The 18,651-nt window shown below is 58.5% G+C and carries 15 protein-coding genes; 2 read left to right on the top strand and 13 right to left on the bottom strand.

The window, feature by feature from the left end:
• Positions 1 to 55: 55 nt before the first annotated feature.
• Positions 56 to 1,456: a dihydrolipoyl dehydrogenase gene (gene lpdA / locus ABTV22_RS29825; protein ID WP_433737918.1), complete on the top strand. Its 1,401-nt coding sequence runs from the start codon at positions 56 to 58 to the stop codon at positions 1,454 to 1,456.
• Positions 1,457 to 1,540: 84 nt separating this feature from the next.
• Here the strand turns inward: lpdA and ABTV22_RS29830 are convergent, their stop codons facing one another.
• Entirely contained in the window at positions 1,541 to 2,014 is a 474-nt protein-coding gene (locus ABTV22_RS29830; RefSeq protein ID WP_433737919.1) for an Lrp/AsnC family transcriptional regulator, read from the bottom strand.
• 145 nt (positions 2,015 to 2,159) lie between these two features.
• Between ABTV22_RS29830 and ABTV22_RS29835 the strand changes: the two genes are divergently transcribed.
• Entirely contained in the window at positions 2,160 to 2,789 is a 630-nt protein-coding gene (locus ABTV22_RS29835; protein WP_433737920.1) for a LysE family translocator, read from the top strand.
• Between the two features lie 3 nt (positions 2,790 to 2,792).
• Here the strand turns inward: ABTV22_RS29835 and ABTV22_RS29840 are convergent, their stop codons facing one another.
• The 12 genes from ABTV22_RS29840 to atpA form a co-directional block, all read right to left on the bottom strand.
• On the bottom strand, positions 2,793 to 4,907 hold the full coding sequence (locus tag ABTV22_RS29840) for a hypothetical protein (protein WP_433737921.1): 2,115 nt from the start codon (positions 4,905 to 4,907) through the stop codon (positions 2,793 to 2,795).
• Positions 4,894 to 6,087, bottom strand: a complete 1,194-nt coding sequence (locus ABTV22_RS29845; RefSeq protein WP_433737922.1) for a DUF3142 domain-containing protein — start codon at positions 6,085 to 6,087, stop codon at positions 4,894 to 4,896. The genes ABTV22_RS29840 and ABTV22_RS29845 overlap by 14 nt, the downstream gene beginning before the upstream one ends.
• Before the next feature lie 111 nt (positions 6,088 to 6,198).
• The gene (locus tag ABTV22_RS29850) at positions 6,199 to 8,229 is read right to left on the bottom strand and encodes a pyridoxamine 5'-phosphate oxidase family protein (RefSeq protein WP_433737923.1); all 2,031 of its coding nucleotides are present in this window, start codon (positions 8,227 to 8,229) and stop codon (positions 6,199 to 6,201) included.
• A gap of 61 nt (positions 8,230 to 8,290) precedes the next feature.
• Positions 8,291 to 8,917, bottom strand: coding sequence for a glutathione S-transferase family protein (locus tag ABTV22_RS29855; protein ID WP_433737924.1), 627 nt, complete (start codon positions 8,915 to 8,917; stop codon positions 8,291 to 8,293).
• A 129-nt stretch (positions 8,918 to 9,046) separates the two neighbouring features.
• Positions 9,047 to 9,949 (bottom strand): LysR family transcriptional regulator, encoded by a 903-nt coding sequence (locus tag ABTV22_RS29860; RefSeq protein WP_433737925.1) that lies wholly within the window; start codon positions 9,947 to 9,949, stop codon positions 9,047 to 9,049.
• 76 nt (positions 9,950 to 10,025) lie between these two features.
• Positions 10,026 to 11,858, bottom strand: coding sequence for a glutamine--fructose-6-phosphate transaminase (isomerizing) (gene glmS, locus ABTV22_RS29865; RefSeq protein ID WP_433737927.1), 1,833 nt, complete (start codon positions 11,856 to 11,858; stop codon positions 10,026 to 10,028).
• A 1-nt stretch (position 11,859) separates the two neighbouring features.
• On the bottom strand, positions 11,860 to 12,636 hold the full coding sequence (locus ABTV22_RS29870; RefSeq protein ID WP_433737928.1) for a DeoR/GlpR family DNA-binding transcription regulator: 777 nt from the start codon (positions 12,634 to 12,636) through the stop codon (positions 11,860 to 11,862).
• A 200-nt stretch (positions 12,637 to 12,836) separates the two neighbouring features.
• Positions 12,837 to 14,204, bottom strand: coding sequence for a bifunctional UDP-N-acetylglucosamine diphosphorylase/glucosamine-1-phosphate N-acetyltransferase GlmU (gene glmU / locus ABTV22_RS29875; RefSeq protein ID WP_433737930.1), 1,368 nt, complete (start codon positions 14,202 to 14,204; stop codon positions 12,837 to 12,839).
• Positions 14,205 to 14,317: 113 nt separating this feature from the next.
• On the bottom strand, positions 14,318 to 14,743 hold the full coding sequence (locus ABTV22_RS29880; RefSeq protein WP_110965655.1) for a F0F1 ATP synthase subunit epsilon: 426 nt from the start codon (positions 14,741 to 14,743) through the stop codon (positions 14,318 to 14,320).
• 45 nt (positions 14,744 to 14,788) lie between these two features.
• Positions 14,789 to 16,165 (bottom strand): F0F1 ATP synthase subunit beta, encoded by a 1,377-nt coding sequence (gene atpD, locus ABTV22_RS29885; protein ID WP_433737931.1) that lies wholly within the window; start codon positions 16,163 to 16,165, stop codon positions 14,789 to 14,791.
• A 27-nt stretch (positions 16,166 to 16,192) separates the two neighbouring features.
• Positions 16,193 to 17,053 carry a F0F1 ATP synthase subunit gamma gene (gene atpG / locus ABTV22_RS29890; protein ID WP_433737932.1) on the bottom strand — a complete coding sequence of 287 codons (861 nt, stop codon included), beginning with the start codon at positions 17,051 to 17,053 and terminating at the stop codon, positions 16,193 to 16,195.
• A 50-nt stretch (positions 17,054 to 17,103) separates the two neighbouring features.
• Positions 17,104 to 18,648, bottom strand: coding sequence for a F0F1 ATP synthase subunit alpha (gene atpA, locus ABTV22_RS29895; RefSeq protein WP_433737933.1), 1,545 nt, complete (start codon positions 18,646 to 18,648; stop codon positions 17,104 to 17,106).
• Between the last annotated feature and the right edge of the window lie 3 nt (positions 18,649 to 18,651).

An 18,651-nucleotide genomic window follows, 5' to 3' on the forward strand; every position in this document is an offset into this window, starting at 1 on the left:
TATTCCAGAACTACGTTTACCCCTCCCGATCCTCTTTCCATCCAGGAGTAGATCCATGAGCACCTATGACGTCGTGATACTTGGCGGTGGCCCCGGCGGCTACAACGCAGCGATTCGCGCTGGCCAACTGGGTTTGAAAGCGGCTTGCGTGGAAGGACGCGCCACCCTCGGTGGCACCTGCCTGAATGTCGGCTGCATGCCGTCCAAGGCACTGCTGCACGCCTCCGAGCTTTACGACGCAGCCATGGGCGCGGAATTCGCCAACCTGGGCATCGAGGTCAAACCCACCCTCAACCTCGCCCAAATGATGAAACAGAAAGATGAAAGCGTGACCGGGCTGACCAAGGGCATCGAGTTTCTCTTTCGCAAAAACAAGGTCGACTGGATCAAGGGCTGGGGCCACATCGACGGGCCGGGTAAAGTCACGGTGACGGACAACGCTGGCGGCAAAACTGAGCTGAGCGCCAAGGACATTATTATCGCCACCGGCTCCGAGCCCACTCCCCTGCCGGGCGTGAACATTGATAACAAGCGCATCCTGGATTCCACCGGCGCACTGTCACTGGAGCAAGTGCCGAAGCATTTGGTGGTGATCGGCGCTGGCGTGATCGGACTGGAGCTGGGCTCGGTTTGGCGGCGTTTGGGCGCACAGGTGACCGTGGTCGAATTCCTCGATCGCATTTGCCCCGGTGTGGACGGCGAAGCCGGCAAGACCTTGCAGCGCTCGTTAAGCAAACAAGGGATCAGTTTTAAGTTGAGCTCAAAGGTGACCCGCGCGACGACGTCTGACACCGGCGTCCAACTCAGCATTGAGCCCGCCGCCGGTGGCACCGCCGAAACGCTCGAAGCCGATTACGTGCTGGTGGCCATCGGGCGCCGACCTTATACACAGGGTTTGGGCCTGGAGAATGTCGGCCTCGCCACGGACAAACGCGGGATGCTCGCCAACAAGGGGCATCGCACCGAGGCTGCCGGAGTTTGGGTTATCGGCGATGTGACATCCGGACCGATGCTCGCGCACAAGGCCGAAGACGAAGCCATGGCTTGCGTCGAGCAGATTGTCGGCAAGGCTGGCGAGGTTAACTACGCGCTGATCCCCAACGTGATTTACACCAGACCAGAACTGGCCAGCGTGGGCAAGACCGAGGAACAACTCAAAGCCGAAGGTCGGGCGTACAAGGTCGGCAAATTCCCCTTTACCGCCAACAGCCGGGCGAAGATCAATCACGAAACCGAAGGTTTCGCCAAAGTATTGGCCGATGAGCGCACGGACGAAATCCTCGGCGTGCACCTGGTCGGGCCGAGTGTCAGTGAAATGATTGGCGAGTATTGCGTGGCCATGGAGTTCAGCGCTTCTGCCGAAGACATCGCACTGACCTGTCATCCACATCCAACCCGGTCCGAAGCGTTGCGCCAGGCAGCGATGAATGTGGAGGGGATGGCAACGCAGATGTAGAAAGATCAAAAGATCGCAGCCTTCGGCAGCTCCTACACGGATTACTTTGTGTAGGAGCTGCCGAAGGCTGCGATCTTTTAAATTTCAGAGAGGCAAATGCCCCAACGGCAATGCCCCCGGCGCCTTCACCGTGTGAATTGCAAAATTGCTGCGGATATCGCTCACCCCCGGCAACTTGAGCAAGCATCCGGTGAGAAAGCGGTCATAAGCACGCAGGTCCGGTACCACCACTTGCAGCAGAAAATCCGACTCCCCTGACACCAAAAAGGCCGAAACCACTTCAGGCAACGCCGTCACCGCCAAGCGAAAGGCTTCGGCCTGTTCGTCGTTATGGCGCTCGACTTTCACGCCAACAAACACGGTCAACCCGAGCCCGACTTCATCGCGATCCAGATTGGCCTGATAGCCTCGAATGACCCCAGCGTCTTCCAGCATCCGTACCCGACGCAAGCAGGGTGACGCGGATAGACCGATCTCGTCGGCCAGTTGCACATTACTCAGGCGACCATCCCGCTGCAGCGCGGCGAGAATCTTGCGGTCGTAGGCATCGAGTTTCATTGTTTGGCAGATCCGAAGAGTTTAAAGGTCAATGAATGGCAGGTTATGCCAAACCTGACCGCTTTAGAAGCAAACTACGCAAGCACCTGCCCCACCCCTTCGGCCTAGACTGACCCTACCGAATCGACAACAAATGGGGTGCAACATGGCGGGACTCTGGCTGTTTTTCATGGCGCTGGCGGTGGTGTACCTGTTGCCGGGCCCTGACATGATCCTGCTGTTGCAGACCGGTGCCCGCCAAGGCAAAGGTGCGGCGCTGGCCACCGCCGTGGGTCTGGCCATCGCCCGAGGTTGTCATGTGGCGTTGGCGGCGCTGGGTCTGGCGGCTTTGTTCAAGGCTGCGCCATGGACCTTCGATGTGGTACGACTGGCCGGCGCCGCGTACCTGCTATGGATTGGCATTCAGTGCCTGCGCACGACCCTGCTGCCCACCCTGAACGGCTCGATTTCGACCGACGAAAAACCACATTATCGGCAAGCCATCCAGCGCGGGTTGCTGACCAACCTGCTCAACCCCAAGGCCCTGCTGTTTTGCTCGGTGCTACTTCCGCAGTTCATTGACCCCCATGCAGGACCGGTGCTCGCACAATTCGCCACCCTGGGCGTGGTGCTGGTGGCCGCCGGCTTACTGTTCGATAGCGCTTATGCCTTGGCCGGTGCCGCGTTGGGCCGGTGGTTGCAACGCAGTCCCTCGGCTCAACGCTTGCAGCAATGGCTGTTCGGCAGCCTGTTAATCGGGTTCGCCGTGCGGTTGACCTTTGTTCAACAGGCTTGAGAGTCACCGGGCCTTGCGGCGGCGAATCAACAGCATCAGCCCCGCTGCCGCAACGGCCAGCGCACCGCCGACCTGCAGTGCGGTTTTATACGGTCTTAGCGCTAAGCGAGACGCTTCGATGGTCTGGGTGACATAGCGCTTGTCGGCGTTTTCGAAGTCGGGATACGGGCATTGATGGCCGAAATCCGCCGCCCACGGCACAAACGGGCCGTCCTTCACGTAACGCTGATAGAGCGCACTCTGCTCTTCCAGACTGCTGTTCCAACCGGCCGCTTCACACAGCACGGCGGCAAACGCCTGGCTGGTGTGGGGCAAATTGTCGGCGGCACGACTGGCCAATGCCGTGGCGACAAATCGGTAGTGATAACGCTGATCGGGTTGCGCGGCGCTGGCCTGCTGACGCTTTACTTCATCCTCGGCCACCAGCGGCCCGACTTTCAACTCGGTGGTTTCGAGGCTGAAGTTACCGCCCAACGTGGCGTAGTCCGGGGCCATTTCGTAGCCGAGGATATCCATGCCCCACTCGCGTGCCGTCCAGGCGGCATTGAACAGTGCAGCGGCGCGGCGCGTCGGCCACCACGCCGCATCGGCAGCCAGGCGTTGCTGACCATACAACCTGGCCTTATGGCGCAGACCGTCGTTATCGAAGTAAGCCGGCGCCGCTTCATAGTGTCCCTCGCGCAACAGACGCCGCCCGAGCAAATTGCGCAAACTCGCTGCCACCGGCAACGGCACGTAGTTCTCGCGTTCCTGTTGAGTCAACGGTGGTGGAGCCGGCACTTGGGTGTCGACGTAATGCTTGAGTTCATCAAGGGTCAGAACCCGTTCCGCCACGGTCGCCGCATCGAACCAGTAGATGTCTTTGCTGCGATAGAGCTGATCGAACGCCTGCAGGTAGTCCCCGCGTTGCAGGGCCAAAATCGCGCTTTCGCCATCGACCCGGCACTTGGGCTGCAAGGTTTCGAACGCCCAATCCGGGGTTCGTCGCTCACCCCAGGATTCATTCTGCGGAAAAGCCTGGGCCGCTTTCGCATACGCGGCGGCCGCAGCATTTTTATCACCGTCACGCACCGCCAGTTTGGCCCGCAACCACCAGGTCAAGCCGCCATCACCGGCGTGTTCGAGGAATGCCTTGGCGCTGGCGTAATCACCCTGTTGATAATTCAGCGCAGCCAGGCGATCGGCATTGTCGAGACTGCCGTGGGTGCTCTCTTGCAGGAGCTTGACCAATTTTTTTTCATTCGGCGGTTGATCACCGAACGACCAGCCCAGTCGGCTGATCAACGAGGCGGTTACCAGCTGCTGCACCGGTTGATGCTTTAACAGTTCCGCCAATTGCGCCTCCGGCATAGTCGCCAGATCGGCCGCCAGCAATTTCAACGAGGTATAACCCACTGTCGAACCATGGCGATTTTGCGTGGCGTAGAGTTCGATGGCGTTGTCCCAGTCACCGGCGGTGCGGGCCACGCGGGCCTCTTCACCGAGGCTGGCCACACCCAGTTCCAGCGGATCGCTGAAACCGTCGATACTCAATTGCCGGGTTTGCTCGAAGGCCTTTCTTGAACGCTCGGACAGATCGGGAGCTGCACCCGCCTGCGCACTCATGGCGAACAACGCCCGCCCCAACGAATACGCTGCCCAGGTGCTGCGTAACGCCCGCTGATCAGCAGGCAATGCGAGTACTTTCTGAAAATACTCTGCCGCCAACCCCTGGTCATTGGCAGCAAAAGCGACAGCGCCCGCCAGATACAGCCGCAGTTCGGCGGGCAAATCCGTGCCTTTCAAATCGACCTGATGGGCATCCGTCATTCCACGCAACTGCGTCACCAAGGCTTGCTGCTCAGCGGTCAACCCAATTTGCTCGGCCTGGCTGCGCTGCTCTGCATAGTCCGTGGCGTCCATGCCGTAGGCGATTTCAGTGACATTTTTCAGGCCCGCGATGCCATGGCCAAGCCGGTTGATCTCAAAACGAAAGTTGCCCTCTGGCAGTTCCGCCAGCGATTGATCGCGGTTGTCCAGCAAGCGCATGGGAAAGTCGGGACCGCACGCCAACGCCGAACCCAACGGTAGACTCAGGCTCAGGCACAGCAGATGGCGTGGCCAGTTACGGGTGAACATTCGACGCTCCTTGATCAATATTTGCACATCGCGCCCAACCGATCGCGCGCTGCCCTCCGGCCGCAATCCGGCCTTCGCGCTGGCGTGTGAAGGTAAGCAGATCCGCACTTTGTTGCAATGTATACCCGGCCAGCGCATCGCCACCCTCGCATCCTCGCGCCACCAGCGTCAGACGCTCGGGCCAGGCACTGTCGAGGTTACCTTCATTACGGATACCGATCTCATAAAGCCCTTGTTGCGCCGAGAGGTTCAGCACCAGCCGGCTGTCGAGGGTGTCACCACGGGCGACTGCGCGCAGGGTGTTCAAACTCCAGGCTCGGCGGTCATTGGTCAGCGGCAGGCGAAACCAGATCAGGCCCGCCAAATGCGCTGGTGGATCAGCACGCAATTGGGCGCCAAGCTGACTCAATTGCTGTGGATCAGCCAGCAACTCCTGGCGTTTTCCAACGTGTTCGATGCTGACTTCACTTTCCACGATTGGCGCGCCGCGGGTGCTCGGCACCAGCGCCACGCCATAAGCCGGCAGTGCCAGATAAAAAGGTCGGGTGGTGATGCGACTCCAGGCCTTTACCCATTGCCGGGCCTGATCCGGATCAAACAGCCCCCGACGCGGATCGCTCACCGCATGCACCTGCAACACACTGCTGTCGACTGTGGATAAGAGCGCGGGTAATTCGGGGCTGTCGAGCCAGGCCGGCAATGCAGTGATACTCAGCGCCATAGTGGTCGGCAGCACTGCGCGCAAATGCATCAGAAATTCACGGTAGGCCGGTAGTCGCGCGCTGCCCGCATCATGATCGATTTCCACGCCAGAGAGGCTCAAACCCTGTGCTTGCCAATCACCGATCACCTGCTGGATCTGCGCTGTGGCCTCGTCCTGATCCAGCGACTTGAGCTGACCATCGAGACGAATCACTGCAATCACTGGCCGACCATCACCCCTGAGCAGCGTCGGATCTATCCGCGCCCGACTCCAGCCCGCCTGGGGGAATGCCTGCAAGGCAAGCACACGCAATGTGGAGAAGTCTGTGTGGCTGTCTCTCAGGGCCGCTTCATGGGCCGGTGTCCATTGCCGTTGCCAGACATAAAGTTGCTGATCGAGCGGCGGTGCGTCCTGTCCGCAACCGTTGAGCAGCGCCAGGGCCGTCAACACGATCATCCAGCGAGTAAAAGAAACCATGAAAACGCCTGTCCCTGAAATGCACAAAGGGCCTTTCTCGGCCCTTCTTCGTTCTGACCATTACCCTACTCAGCCATCGACTGGTGAGCAATATTCAGCCAGGTGCATTTATCAGAGATCCAGAACCAAAGGCTGCGTGCCCTGAGCCGGAATCGCACAGCAAATCAGCACCTGTCCTTCATCCGGCACCTCCGCGGGAGGCTGCGGATAATGCACTTGGCCACTGACCAGACGCGTCTTGCAGGTTCCGCAGGAGCCGCCACGGCAACTGAATTCCGGATGCAAGCCACGGCTTTCCGCCAGCTCCAGCAAACTGCCGCCTTCGGGTTGCCAACGCGCCTCCTTGGCCGAACGCTGGAACACCACCGGCACCGAGGTCGTCGCGGCGGGCGGTTGCTCGATGATGATTGCATCGGGGTCCAAACGCCGACGCAATGTTGAAGGACCGAAGGTTTCGGCATGAATCCGCGCGTCGCGAATATTCAGCTCCCGCAGACCGTCGTATAACCCTTGGGTAAAACTGCTCGGACCGCAGAGGACAAAATCCACCTGATCGTAATCGTCGGCTTCAATCAGGTCTTTGAGTACGGCGACGTCAATCCGCCCGGTCAATTCGAAATCCTCACCTTCCCGCGCTTCAGGCTCCGGTTGACTGAGCAGACGTACGACCTTGACCGCGTCACCGGCATCGTCGAGCAAGCGATTGAGTTCAGCACCAAACACCTGATCGGCCAAGCCGCGCGAACTCTGCAGGAACAAGGTCGGCCGGATACGGCGCGTACGCAATCCCTGATAAACCACTTCGCGCAACATCGACAGCAAAGGTGTAATACCCACGCCGGCCGCAAGCAAAACCAGAGGACGACGTTCATGAGGGGCTACGGTGAAATGCCCTTGAGGAGCGCGTGCTTCCAACAGATCACCCACGTTAACCTGCTCGTGCAAGTGCGACGATACTCGCCCGTCACGCTTCACACTGATGCGAAAAAAATCATCAGACGGTGCACTCGATAGGCTGTAGGTGCGGATATGCACTTCACCGTCGATGTTGAATCGCAGCGGTAGATGCTGCCCGGCTTGAAACAGAGGAAACCCGGCGCCATCGGCGGGCTCCAGATAAATCGAGCGGATGTTGTGGCTTTCCGCTTCGATCCGCGCCACCCGCAATGGCCGCCATTTATCTCCCAGGGCCTGTGCTTGTAGGCGGGCCTTGGCTTGTGGCCAGGTGCCTGTCAACAAACTGGTGGGGGATACACCATCGAATCGCCAACGTAGGGCAAGTGCAGCAGGACGACGAACAACGTGTTCCACGTGGAACATCCATAGACGTTCGGCACCCTGAAAAGCCTCAACCTCTGGCCCTTCAAGAATGATTTCGGTACGGCCACTCAGTTGTAGCAGATCACCGGAATTAAAATCGATGAACAGCAAACCGGCCCGAGGATTGACCAGTAGATTGCCCAGCGTGTTGAAAAACAGATTACCGGCGAAGTCAGGAATGGTCAGGCAGTTTCCTTCCACTTGCACGAATCCGGCCTGCCCTCCGCGATGGGAAACATCCACCGAACGCTCGCCATCAACGTCCACGTAACTGGCGACAAAGAAGGTGTCTGCCTCGGCGATCACGGCTTTGGCTGCATCATCCAGCTCGCTCAGGTGCTGGGCGACACGCGTGGCCGGGTCCGTCAACGGCACCGTACGAAACTGGCGCAGTTGTATGTACTGTGGGCAGTTGCCGAACGACTGTTGCACCGCCACCCCGAAGCCGCTGGTCGATAAGCCACCCACCCGCCCGTTGATTCGGTTGCGCCGTCGAGTGTGCAGCTCGATCCCCAGAAGTCCAATCGCCGCCCCGTCGCCCAACTGCGCCGGATCGTCGGCAGCCGGCAGGCTGTTGAACTGCAATACACCCGGCTCGGGTGAATGGGCAAAGCCCGGTTCGCCTTCCAGCACGCTGGCCCAGGGAAGCCCGTCCCCATCAACCGCGCCGTACAGCATGAACGGCAATTGCTCGTAGAAGGTACGGTGCTGATCCGGCATCTCGGTGCGAATCACCCTACGACCCAGCGTCTCCATGCGCTCGACAACGCCTACATGTGCCTGCAACTGTTGCTCGCCGACATGCCACGGTGAACGATCCATTACGGCTTCTCCCCTGCACCCATGGCGCAGCGTGAAGGGCCCGAAAACCGGGCCACAATCATCAGGCTGTTTTTTGCAGGCCGGCGACCGTGCGCGGCATGCCGACAAATCCGGGCAAGGCTTCGACGCGGGTTAGCCAGGCACGGATGTTAGCGTAGTCATCCAGCGACACATTGCCTTCCGGCGCGTGGGCGATATAGCTGTAAGCCGCCACGTCTGCAATCGTCGGTTCATCGCCGGTCAGATAAGCTGACTTAGCCAATTCGTGATCGATGACCTTGAGCACGGTATGGGCGTAAGCGATCGTTTCTTCAGCGTTGTAGGGTGCACCGAACACCGTGATCAATCGGGCCCGGGCGGGACCGAATGCGATGGGGCCGGCGGCGACGGACAACCAGCGCTGCACTTTTGCCGCCCCGACGGGATCGGCGGGTAACCATCGACCGTTGCCATACTTTTGCGCCAGGTAAACCAGAATCGCGTTGGAGTCCGCCAACACCACGCCCTGATCGTCCAGCACCGGCACCTGACCAAAGGCATTCAGCGCCAGGTACTCAGGTTTTTTATGCTCGCCCTTGGCCAAGTCGACGAAGATCAGTTCGGTCGGCAGGTTCAGCAGCGAAAGCATCAATTCCACACGGTGAGCGTGGCCGGAACGTGGGAAGTTGTAGAGCTTGATGGCTTGCATGGTCGACTCCGCAGTGAGTGGCGCAGTTCAGGACAGATCAGCGCCGATGGCAGCCATCTTCTACTACTCACCAAAACAACAGAATAACCAGCAAACGCAATCCATTATTTCATCCAGTGAAATAGAACTTTATTCCTGCAAGGCCGGATGCTCCCTGAGCGCCTTCACCGTGAAGTCGACAAAACTGCGAACCCGCGTCGGCGCCTTGCGCCCACCTTGGTAAACCACATGGATGGGCAATGGCGGCATCTCGAAATCCGCCAGGATGATTTCCAGCTCCCCGGCCGCCACTTTGCTCGCGACCTGATAGGACAGTACGCGAGTGAAGCCCAAACCGAGGGCCGCTGCGGTGATGGCGGCCTGATTCGCCGTCACCACAAGTCTTGGATCAGCGCGGACACTGAGCGGCTCGCCATGTTCGAGGAATGGCCAGCTTCTTAACTGGCCGATAGCGGACGTCGCGATAATCGGCCCCTGAACCAGATCCAGAGGGTGCGTTGGGCGACCATGGCTCGCCAGAAACTTCGGCGACGCAACAATCACCCGCCGCACTTCGCCGACCCGGATCGCATGTTGATTGCTGTCGGGCAGTTCACCGATGCGCACCGCCACATCAACGCCCTCCTCGACCACACTAACCACACGGTCCACCAGCAGGGCATTGATCGTGACTTCCGGGAATTGCGTCAGAAAACTCACCATCAGCGGAGTGACGAACAACTCACCAAATAAAACCGGTGCCGTAATCGTCAATTGCCCACGGGGTTGGGCGTGACTGCCTGCTGCCGAATCTTCAGCTTCTTGTACCTCGCTGAGAATTCTCCGACAGTCTTCAAGAAACCGCTGACCCGCCTCGCTCAAATGCACACTGCGCGTGGTGCGCGTCAGCAAGTGCGTGCCAATGCGCTTCTCCAACGCCGCGACCGCCCGGGTGACACTGGCCGCCGACATGCCCAAACGCCGCGCCGCCGCCGAAAAGCCCTGCTCCTGGGCAATGGCGGCGAAGACCTGCATTTCCTGGAAGCGGTCCATGGCGTACCCTCGATTCAGATAAAAAAATCGCAGCCTGTTGGCTGCGATTTTCAAGGTGTGATCTGCTGTGGATAACTTATTCCACAGTCACCGATTTTGCCAGGTTTCGTGGCTGGTCGACGTCGGTGCCTTTCAACACGGCCACGTAGTACGACAGCAATTGCAGCGGGATGGTGTAGAGGATTGGCGAGAGGATGTCGTGGATATGCGGCATCTGCACAACGTGCGTACCTTCACCATTGGTCATGCCGGCCTTCTCGTCGGCGAAGACGATCAGCTCACCACCACGGGCGCGGACTTCCTGAAGGTTGGATTTCAGTTTCTCCAGCAGTTCGTTGTTCGGCGCGACGGTGACCACGGGCATGTCGTTATCCACAAGCGCCAATGGACCATGTTTCAGTTCGCCGGCCGGGTAGGCTTCAGCGTGAATGTAGGAGATTTCCTTGAGCTTGAGCGCCCCTTCCATCGCAACAGGGAATTGCGCGCCGCGGCCAAGGAACAGCGTGTGATTCTTCTCGGCGAACAGCTCGGCCACCTTTTCCACAGTGCTGTCCATCGCCAGCGCTTCACCCAGGCGGGTCGGCAGACGACGCAGTTCTTCGACCAGCGAGGCTTCTACGCCATGGGCCAAGGTACCGCGAACCTGGCCCAGGGACAGGGTCAGCAACAGTAGGCCAACCAGTTGTGTGGTGAATGCCTTGGTTGATGCCACGCCGATTTCGCGACCGGCCTGGGTCAGCAGCGTCAAATCGGATTCACGCACCAGAGAGCTGATGCCGACGTTGCAGATCGCCAGACTGGCGAGGAATCCCAATTCCTTGGCATTACGCAGGGCGGCCAAGGTGTCGGCGGTTTCGCCTGACTGGGAAATGGTGACGAACAGCGTGTCAGGCTGCACCACCACCTTGCGGTAGCGGAACTCGCTGGCGACTTCGACCTGGCACGGGATGCCGGCCAGTTCTTCGAGCCAGTAACGCGCGACCATGCCAGCGTGGTAGCTGGTGCCGCAAGCGACGATCTGTACATTACGCACTTTGGCGAACAGTTCGGCAGCCTGTGGACCGAACGCTTGCACCAGCACTTGGTTCTGGCTCAGACGACCTTCCAGGGTACGTTGCACCACGGACGGTTGCTCATGGATTTCCTTGAGCATGTAGTGGCGGAACTCGCCTTTATCAGCGGCTTCGGCGCCGTCGCTGTATTGCACTGTCTGGCGCTCTACCACCTGACCGGTCACGTCCCAGATCTGCACGCTGTCGCGACGAATTTCTGCGATATCGCCCTCCTCCAGGTACATGAAACGGTCGGTGACTTGGCGCAGGGCCAACTGGTCGGAAGCCAGGAAGTTTTCACCCAGCCCCAGGCCAATCACCAGCGGGCTACCGCTGCGAGCCGCCACCAGACGGTCGGGTTGCTGGCCGCTGATCACCGCCAAGCCGTAAGCACCGTGCAATTCTTTGACGGTTGCCTTGAGGGCCACGGTCAGGTCTTGCAGGTCCTTGAGTTTGTGGTTGAGCAGGTGAGCGATGACTTCGGTGTCGGTGTCCGACGTGAAGACGTAACCCAAGGCTTTGAGTTGTTCGCGCAACGCTTCGTGGTTTTCGATGATGCCGTTGTGCACCACCGCCAGATCACCGGAGAAATGTGGGTGTGCATTGCGCTCGCACGGTGCACCGTGAGTGGCCCAGCGGGTGTGGGCGATGCCCAGGCGACCGGTCAACGCTTGTTCAGCCAGAGCCTGTTCCAACTCGGCGACTTTGCCCGGTCGGCGCAAGCGCTCAAGTTTTCCGTCATTAGTAAAAACCGCCACGCCGGCGCTGTCATACCCACGGTATTCCAGACGCTTCAGGCCTTCGAGCAGGATGGCAGTGATGTTACGTTCTGCGACTGCGCCAACAATTCCACACATGCTATTTCTCCTGACTGACAGCCGCGCAAATTAATGTGATGCCGCGGGCCTGAATCTGATCGCGGGCCTCTTGCGGCAGGCGATCATCGGTAATAAGGGTATGGACACTGCTCCAGGGCAGCTCCAGGTTGGGAATCTTGCGGCCGATCTTGTCGGCCTCGACCATGACCACCACTTCGCGGGCCACCTCAGCCATGACCCGGCTCAAACCCAAGAGTTCGTTGAACGTGGTGGTACCGCGCACGAGATCGATACCGTCGGCACCGATGAACAACTGATCAAAGTCGTAAGAGCGTAGTACCTGCTCGGCCACCTGCCCCTGAAAGGACTCGGAGTGCGGGTCCCAGGTGCCCCCAGTCATCAACAGCACCGGCTCATGTTCGAGTTCGCTCAAAGCATTGGCGACATGCAGAGAGTTGGTCATCACCACCAGGCCCGGTTGTTGACCGAGTTCCGGAATCATCGATGCGGTAGTGCTGCCGCTGTCGATGATAATGCGCGCATGTTCGCGAATCCGCGTCACTGCCGCACGGGCGATGGCTTGCTTGTATTTGGAAATCGGCTGGCCAAGATCGGCCACCAACTCCTGAGGCATGGTGATCGCACCACCATAACGGCGCAGCAGCAGACCATTGCTTTCAAGTGCGGCCAGGTCCTTGCGAATCGTAACTTCAGAGGTTTCGAAACGCTTGGCCAGTTCGTCCACACTGACTTCACCCTGCTCGTTGAGCAAGGCCAGGATGTTGTGGCGGCGCTGGGGGGTGTTGCGTTTCGACATGGCTTAGTAAGTTTCGTTTCGAAAGATAACGTAAGCAATCAAAACCTATCAGTGAAACTTCGTCAAGCACGAGGTGATAAATAACCGTTGTGGATAACAAAAAGATCGCAGCCTGCGGCAGCTCCTACATGGGGATAAGTTTCACCTTGTAGGAGCTGTCGCAGGCTGCGATCTTTTGATTTTCTCCAGCTGTGGATAACTCAGCTCTTCTTTGGCTTCTCCGGCCGCTTCCAGCCATCGATGTTCTTCTGCCGCGCGCGACCAATGGCCAACTGCGCGTTATCCACATTCTGCGTAATGGTCGAACCGGCCGCCGTGGTAGCACCAGAAGAGATATCCACAGGTGCCACCAGCGAGTTGTTGGAACCGATGAAGACATCCTCACCCAACACGGTTTTCCACTTGTTGGCGCCATCGTAGTTACAGGTGATCGTGCCAGCACCAATGTTGGTGCGCGCGCCAATTTCGGCATCGCCCAGGTAGGTCAGATGACCGGCCTTGGCGCCTTCGCCCAGGTGCGCGTTTTTCAGCTCGACGAAGTTACCCACATGCGCCTTCGCTTCAAGCACCGAGCCAGGACGCAAACGCGCGAACGGACCAGCATCGCTGCCTTCACCAAGAATGGCACCTTCGATATGGCTGTTCGCCTTGATCACCACACCTTTGCGCAGGGTGCTGTCCTTGATCACGCAGTTCGGTCCGATCACCACATCGTCTTCGATGACAACCTTGCCTTCGAGGATCACGTTGATATCGATTAGCACGTCACGACCCACGGTCACTTCACCGCGTACGTCGAAACGTGCCGGGTCCCGCAGTGTTACGCCTTGGGCCATCAAGCGGCGAGCGGCGCGCAATTGATAGTGACGCTCAAGTTCAGAAAGCTGCCTGCGGTCATTGGCGCCCTGCACTTCCATGGCATCGTGAGGTTGCTCGGTGGCCACCACCAGACCATCGCTCACCGCCATGGCAATCACGTCAGTCAGGTAGTACTCGCCTTGGGCATTGTTGTTGGAGAGACGGCTCATCCAACCGCCCAGGCTTTCGAAAGGCAACGCGAGAATGCCAGTGTTACCTTCAGTGATCGCACGTTCGGCTTCGTTGGCGTCTTTCTGCTCGACGATGGCAGTTACTTGCCCGTTGGCGTCACGAACGATACGGCCATAGCCGGTCGGGTCGTCCAGTTCGACGGTCAGCAGACCCAATTGCTTCGGCGCAACTTTCTTGAGCAGGCGCTGCAGGGTTTCCACTTCAATCAGTGGTACGTCCCCGTACAGAATCAGCACCGTATCGGATTTGATAAAGGGAACGGCTTGAGCCACGGCATGGCCGGTGCCCAGTTGTTTGTCCTGAAGGACGAAATTCAGATCGTCAGCGGCAAGACGTTCACGCACCGAATCGGCACCGTGGCCAATCACCACATGGATGCGCTGTGGATTAAGTTGTCGGGCGCTGTGGATAACATGGCCAAGCATCGAGTTGCCGGCAATCGGGTGCAAGACTTTCGGCAAGGCCGAACGCATGCGCGTACCTTGGCCAGCAGCGAGGATAACGATTTCAAGTGACATGACTGGCTACCAATCCTGGGTGGTCAGCGGCGGCGACCAAAGTGATGAACATCGGAAAAGAAAAAAGGGTAGCCGAGGCTACCCTTTTTTATCAATCACACAACAAGCGCGCCTTAGTGGCCGAACTTCTTGCGGATCTGTTGGACGGTACGCAGCTGAGCTGCAGCCTCGGCCAAACGTGCGGAGGCAGAACCGTAATCGAATTCTGCGCCCCGGTCATGCAACGCCTTCTCGGCAGCCTTAACGGCTTCCTGAGCGGAGGCTTCGTCCAGGTCGGCAGCGCGTTGCACAGTGTCGGCAAGTACCTTGACCATGTTCGGCTGAACCTCGAGGAAACCACCGGAGATGTAATACACCTCCTCTTCCCCGCCCTGCTTGACCAGGCGGATCGGGCCTGGCTTCAGGTTAGTGATCAGCGGCGCGTGACCCAGAGCGATACCAAGATCACCCAGTGCACCGTGCGCAATCACCATCTCGACCAGACCGGAAAAGATTTCTCCTTCCGCGCTGACGATATCGCAATGGACTGTCATAGCCATCTGATTGCCTCACCCTAAATTAGCGCCCGTTTCCGGGCGCCGGGATTACAGTTTCTTGGCTTTCTCGATCGCTTCTTCGATGCCGCCGACCATGTAGAACGCTTGTTCTGGCAGGTGGTCGTAGTCACCGTTGAGGATGCCTTTGAAGCCAGCAATGGTGTCTTTCAGGGAAACGTATTTACCTGGGGAACCAGTGAAGACTTCAGCCACGAAGAACGGCTGCGACAAGAAACGCTGGATCTTACGAGCACGGTTTACCAACTGCTTGTCGGCTTCCGACAGCTCGTCCATACCCAGGATCGCGATGATGTCCTTCAGTTCTTTGTAACGCTGCAGCACATACTGAACACCGCGAGCGGTTTCGTAGTGGTCGTTGCCGATCACGTTCGGGTCCAGCTGACGCGAAGTCGAGTCCAGTGGGTCTACCGCTGGGTAGATACCCAGGGAAGCGATGTCACGGGACAGAACGACAGTAGCGTCCAAGTGGGCGAAGGTGGTCGCTGGCGACGGGTCAGTCAAGTCGTCCGCTGGTACGTATACGGCCTGGATCGACGTAATCGAACCTTGCTTGGTCGAAGTGATGCGCTCTTGCAGCACGCCCATCTCTTCAGCCAGGGTCGGCTGGTAACCTACTGCCGAAGGCATACGGCCCAGCAGTGCGGATACTTCAGTACCGGCCAAGGTGTAACGATAGATGTTGTCGACGAACAGCAGAACGTCGTTACCTTCGTCACGGAACTTCTCGGCCATGGTCAGACCAGTCAAAGCTACGCGCAGACGGTTTCCCGGCGGCTCGTTCATCTGACCGTAAACCAGTGCCACTTTGTCCAGAACGTTGGAGTCCTTCATCTCGTGGTAGAAGTCGTTACCCTCACGAGTACGCTCACCCACACCGGCGAACACGGAATAACCGCTGTGCTCGATGGCGATGTTACGGATCAGTTCCATCATGTTTACGGTTTTGCCTACACCGGCACCACCGAACAGACCGACTTTACCACCCTTGGCGAACGGGCAAACCAGGTCGATAACCTTGATGCCGGTTTCCAGCAGGTCGTTGCCGCCTGCTTGTTCTGCGAAGGATGGAGCAGCGCGGTGAATACCCCAGCGCTCTTCGGTGTCGATCGGGCCAGCTTCGTCAATCGGGTTGCCCAGGACGTCCATGATCCGGCCCAGGGTCGCTTTACCGACCGGTACGGAGATGGCAGCCTTGGTGTCGACCACGTCCAGACCGCGCTTCAAGCCCTCGGTGGTACCCATCGCAATGGTACGCACTACGCCGTCACCCAGCTGCTGCTGGACTTCCAGGGTAGTTTCCGCGCCTTGTACTTTCAGCGCGTTGTAGATGCTCGGTACGCTGTCGCGTGGAAATTCCACGTCGATAACGGCGCCGATGATTTGAACGATACGTCCGCTACTCATAGCTGGATCCTCTGAAAATTTGAACCGTTAAACCGCGGCAGCGCCGCCGACGATTTCCGAGATCTCTTGGGTGATCGCAGCCTGACGCGCCTTGTTGTAGACCAGCTGCAATTCGCTGATCAAATCACCGGCGTTGTCGGTAGCGTTCTTCATCGCGATCATCCGCGCAGCTTGTTCAGCCGCGTTGTTCTCGACCACCGCCTGGTACACCTGAGCCTCCACGTAACGCACCATCAGGCCGTCAAGCAGCTCTTTGGCGTCAGGTTCGTAGAGATAGTCCCAGTGGTGCTTGAGCTCTTGATCCGGGGTTGCCACCAGCGGAACCAACTGCTCCACGGTAGGCGTTTGCGTCATGGTGTTGATGAACTTGTTGGATACCACGGACAAACGGTCAATACGGCCGTCCAGATAAGCATCCAGCATCACCTTGACGCTGCCGATCAGGTCATTGATCGACGGCTCTTCACCCAAGTGGCTGATAGCTGCAACGACGTTACCGCCGAAGTTGCGGAAGAAAGCCGCACCCTTGCTACCAATCACACACAGATCGATCTCGACACCGTTTTCGCGGTTTACCGCCATGTCCTTGACCAAAGCCTTGAACAGGTTGGTGTTCAAGCCACCACACAGACCACGGTCACTGCTCACAACGACATAACCGACGCGCTTTACTTCACGGTCGATCATGAACGGGTGGCGATATTCCGGGTTAGCGTTGGCCAGATGGCCAATAACCTGGCGGATGCGCTCCGCATAAGGGCGGGTAGCAGCCATGCGCATTTGTGCCCTGCGCATTTTGCTGACCGCCACTTTTTCCATGGCGCTGGTAATTTTTTGCGTGCTTTTGATGCTCGCAATCTTACTGCGAATCTCTTTTGCGCCTGCCATGTAACACCTATCAGGTTAGCAAGCGGGAGCCTTGCGGCTCCCGCTGCGGCTTACCAGGTTTGGGTGGCCTTGAACTTCTCGATACCGGCTTTCAGGCCAGCGTCGATTTCGTCATTGAAGTCACCCTTCACGTTGATCTTCGCCATAAGGTCGGCGTGATCGCGGTTGAAGTAAGCAATCAGCGCTTGCTCGAAGCTGCCGACTTTGGTGATTTCTACGTCAGTCAGGAACCCACGCTCAGCGGCATACAGCGACAGCGACATGTCGGCGATCGACATTGGCGCGTATTGCTTCTGCTTCATCAGCTCGGTAACGCGCTGACCATGCTCAAGTTGCTTACGTGTCGCTTCGTCCAGGTCAGAAGCAAACTGGGCGAATGCCGCCAGTTCACGGTACTGAGCCAGAGCGGTACGGATACCACCGGACAGCTTCTTGATGATCTTGGTCTGAGCGGCACCACCCACACGGGATACCGAAACACCGGCGTTCACTGCAGGGCGGATGCCCGAGTTGAACATGGCCGATTCCAGGAAGATCTGACCGTCGGTGATGGAAATCACGTTGGTCGGAACGAACGCGGAAACGTCGCCAGCCTGGGTTTCGATGATCGGCAGTGCAGTCAGGGAGCCGGTTTTACCGGTCACTGCGCCATTGGTGAACTTCTCTACGTACTCTTCCGAAACGCGGGATGCGCGCTCCAGCAGACGGGAGTGGAGATAGAACACGTCGCCTGGGTAAGCTTCACGGCCTGGTGGACGGCGCAGCAGCAGGGAGATCTGGCGGTAAGCCACTGCCTGCTTGGACAGATCGTCATAAACGATCAGCGCGTCTTCACCGCGGTCACGGAAGAATTCACCCATGGTGCAACCGGCGTACGGAGCCAGGTATTGCAGCGCAGGAGATTCCGAAGCACTGGCAGCCACGATGATCGTGTTTTTCAGTGCGCCGTTTTCTTCCAGCTTGCGAACCACGTTGGCGATGGTCGATTGCTTCTGACCAACAGCTACGTAGACGCAGAAAATGCCGCTGTCTTTCTGGTTGATGATCGCGTCAATCGCCAGAGCGGTTTTACCGATCTGACGGTCGCCGATGATCAGCTCACGCTGGCCACGGCCGACAGGGATCATCGCATCGACAGCCTTGTAGCCAGTCTGTACAGGCTGGTCTACCGACTTACGCCAGATCACGCCTGGAGCAACTTTCTCGACCGCGTCGGTCGCGGTGTTGTTCAGCGGACCTTTGCCGTCAACTGGGTTACCCAGTGCATCGACTACGCGACCCAGCAGTTCCTTACCAACCGGAACTTCCAGGATGCGGCCAGTGCACTTGGCGCTCATGCCTTCAGCCAGAGACTGGTATGCGCCCAAGATAACGGCACCTACGGAGTCTTGCTCCAGGTTGAGGGCCATACCGTAGACGCCGCCCGGAAACTCGATCATCTCGCCAGACATTACGTCGGCCAGACCGTGAATCCGCACGATACCGTCAGATACGCTGACGACAGTGCCTTCGTTACGGGCTTGGGAGGTCACATCGAGCTTTTCGATGCGGCCCTTGATAATTTCACTTATTTCGGAAGGATTGAGTTGCTGCATTGC

Origin of the sequence: Pseudomonas putida (assembly GCF_050990305.1) — a bacterium.
Classification (GTDB): Bacteria; Pseudomonadota; Gammaproteobacteria; order Pseudomonadales; family Pseudomonadaceae; genus Aquipseudomonas; species Aquipseudomonas putida_AH.

Bases quoted from the DNA above. Each gene is read 5' to 3' on its own strand.
- ABTV22_RS29870 (WP_433737928.1), bottom strand. From the start codon at position 12,636: ATGTCGAAACGCAACACCCCCCAGCGCCGCCACAACATCCTGGCCTTG.
- ABTV22_RS29830 (WP_433737919.1), bottom strand. From the start codon at position 2,014: ATGAAACTCGATGCCTACGACCGCAAGATTCTCGCCGCGCTGCAGCGG.
- ABTV22_RS29860 (WP_433737925.1), bottom strand. From the start codon at position 9,949: ATGGACCGCTTCCAGGAAATGCAGGTCTTCGCCGCCATTGCCCAGGAG.
- ABTV22_RS29835 (WP_433737920.1), top strand. From the start codon at position 2,160: ATGGCGGGACTCTGGCTGTTTTTCATGGCGCTGGCGGTGGTGTACCTG.
- ABTV22_RS29850 (WP_433737923.1), bottom strand. From the start codon at position 8,229: ATGGATCGTTCACCGTGGCATGTCGGCGAGCAACAGTTGCAGGCACAT.
- ABTV22_RS29840 (WP_433737921.1), bottom strand. From the start codon at position 4,907: ATGTTCACCCGTAACTGGCCACGCCATCTGCTGTGCCTGAGCCTGAGT.
- glmS (WP_433737927.1), bottom strand. From the start codon at position 11,858: ATGTGTGGAATTGTTGGCGCAGTCGCAGAACGTAACATCACTGCCATC.
- ABTV22_RS29880 (WP_110965655.1), bottom strand. From the start codon at position 14,743: ATGGCTATGACAGTCCATTGCGATATCGTCAGCGCGGAAGGAGAAATC.
- atpD (WP_433737931.1), bottom strand. From the start codon at position 16,165: ATGAGTAGCGGACGTATCGTTCAAATCATCGGCGCCGTTATCGACGTG.
- ABTV22_RS29845 (WP_433737922.1), bottom strand. From the start codon at position 6,087: ATGGTTTCTTTTACTCGCTGGATGATCGTGTTGACGGCCCTGGCGCTG.
- atpG (WP_433737932.1), bottom strand. From the start codon at position 17,053: ATGGCAGGCGCAAAAGAGATTCGCAGTAAGATTGCGAGCATCAAAAGC.
- atpA (WP_433737933.1), bottom strand. From the start codon at position 18,648: ATGCAGCAACTCAATCCTTCCGAAATAAGTGAAATTATCAAGGGCCGC.
- ABTV22_RS29855 (WP_433737924.1), bottom strand. From the start codon at position 8,917: ATGCAAGCCATCAAGCTCTACAACTTCCCACGTTCCGGCCACGCTCAC.
- glmU (WP_433737930.1), bottom strand. From the start codon at position 14,204: ATGTCACTTGAAATCGTTATCCTCGCTGCTGGCCAAGGTACGCGCATG.
- lpdA (WP_433737918.1), top strand. From the start codon at position 56: ATGAGCACCTATGACGTCGTGATACTTGGCGGTGGCCCCGGCGGCTAC.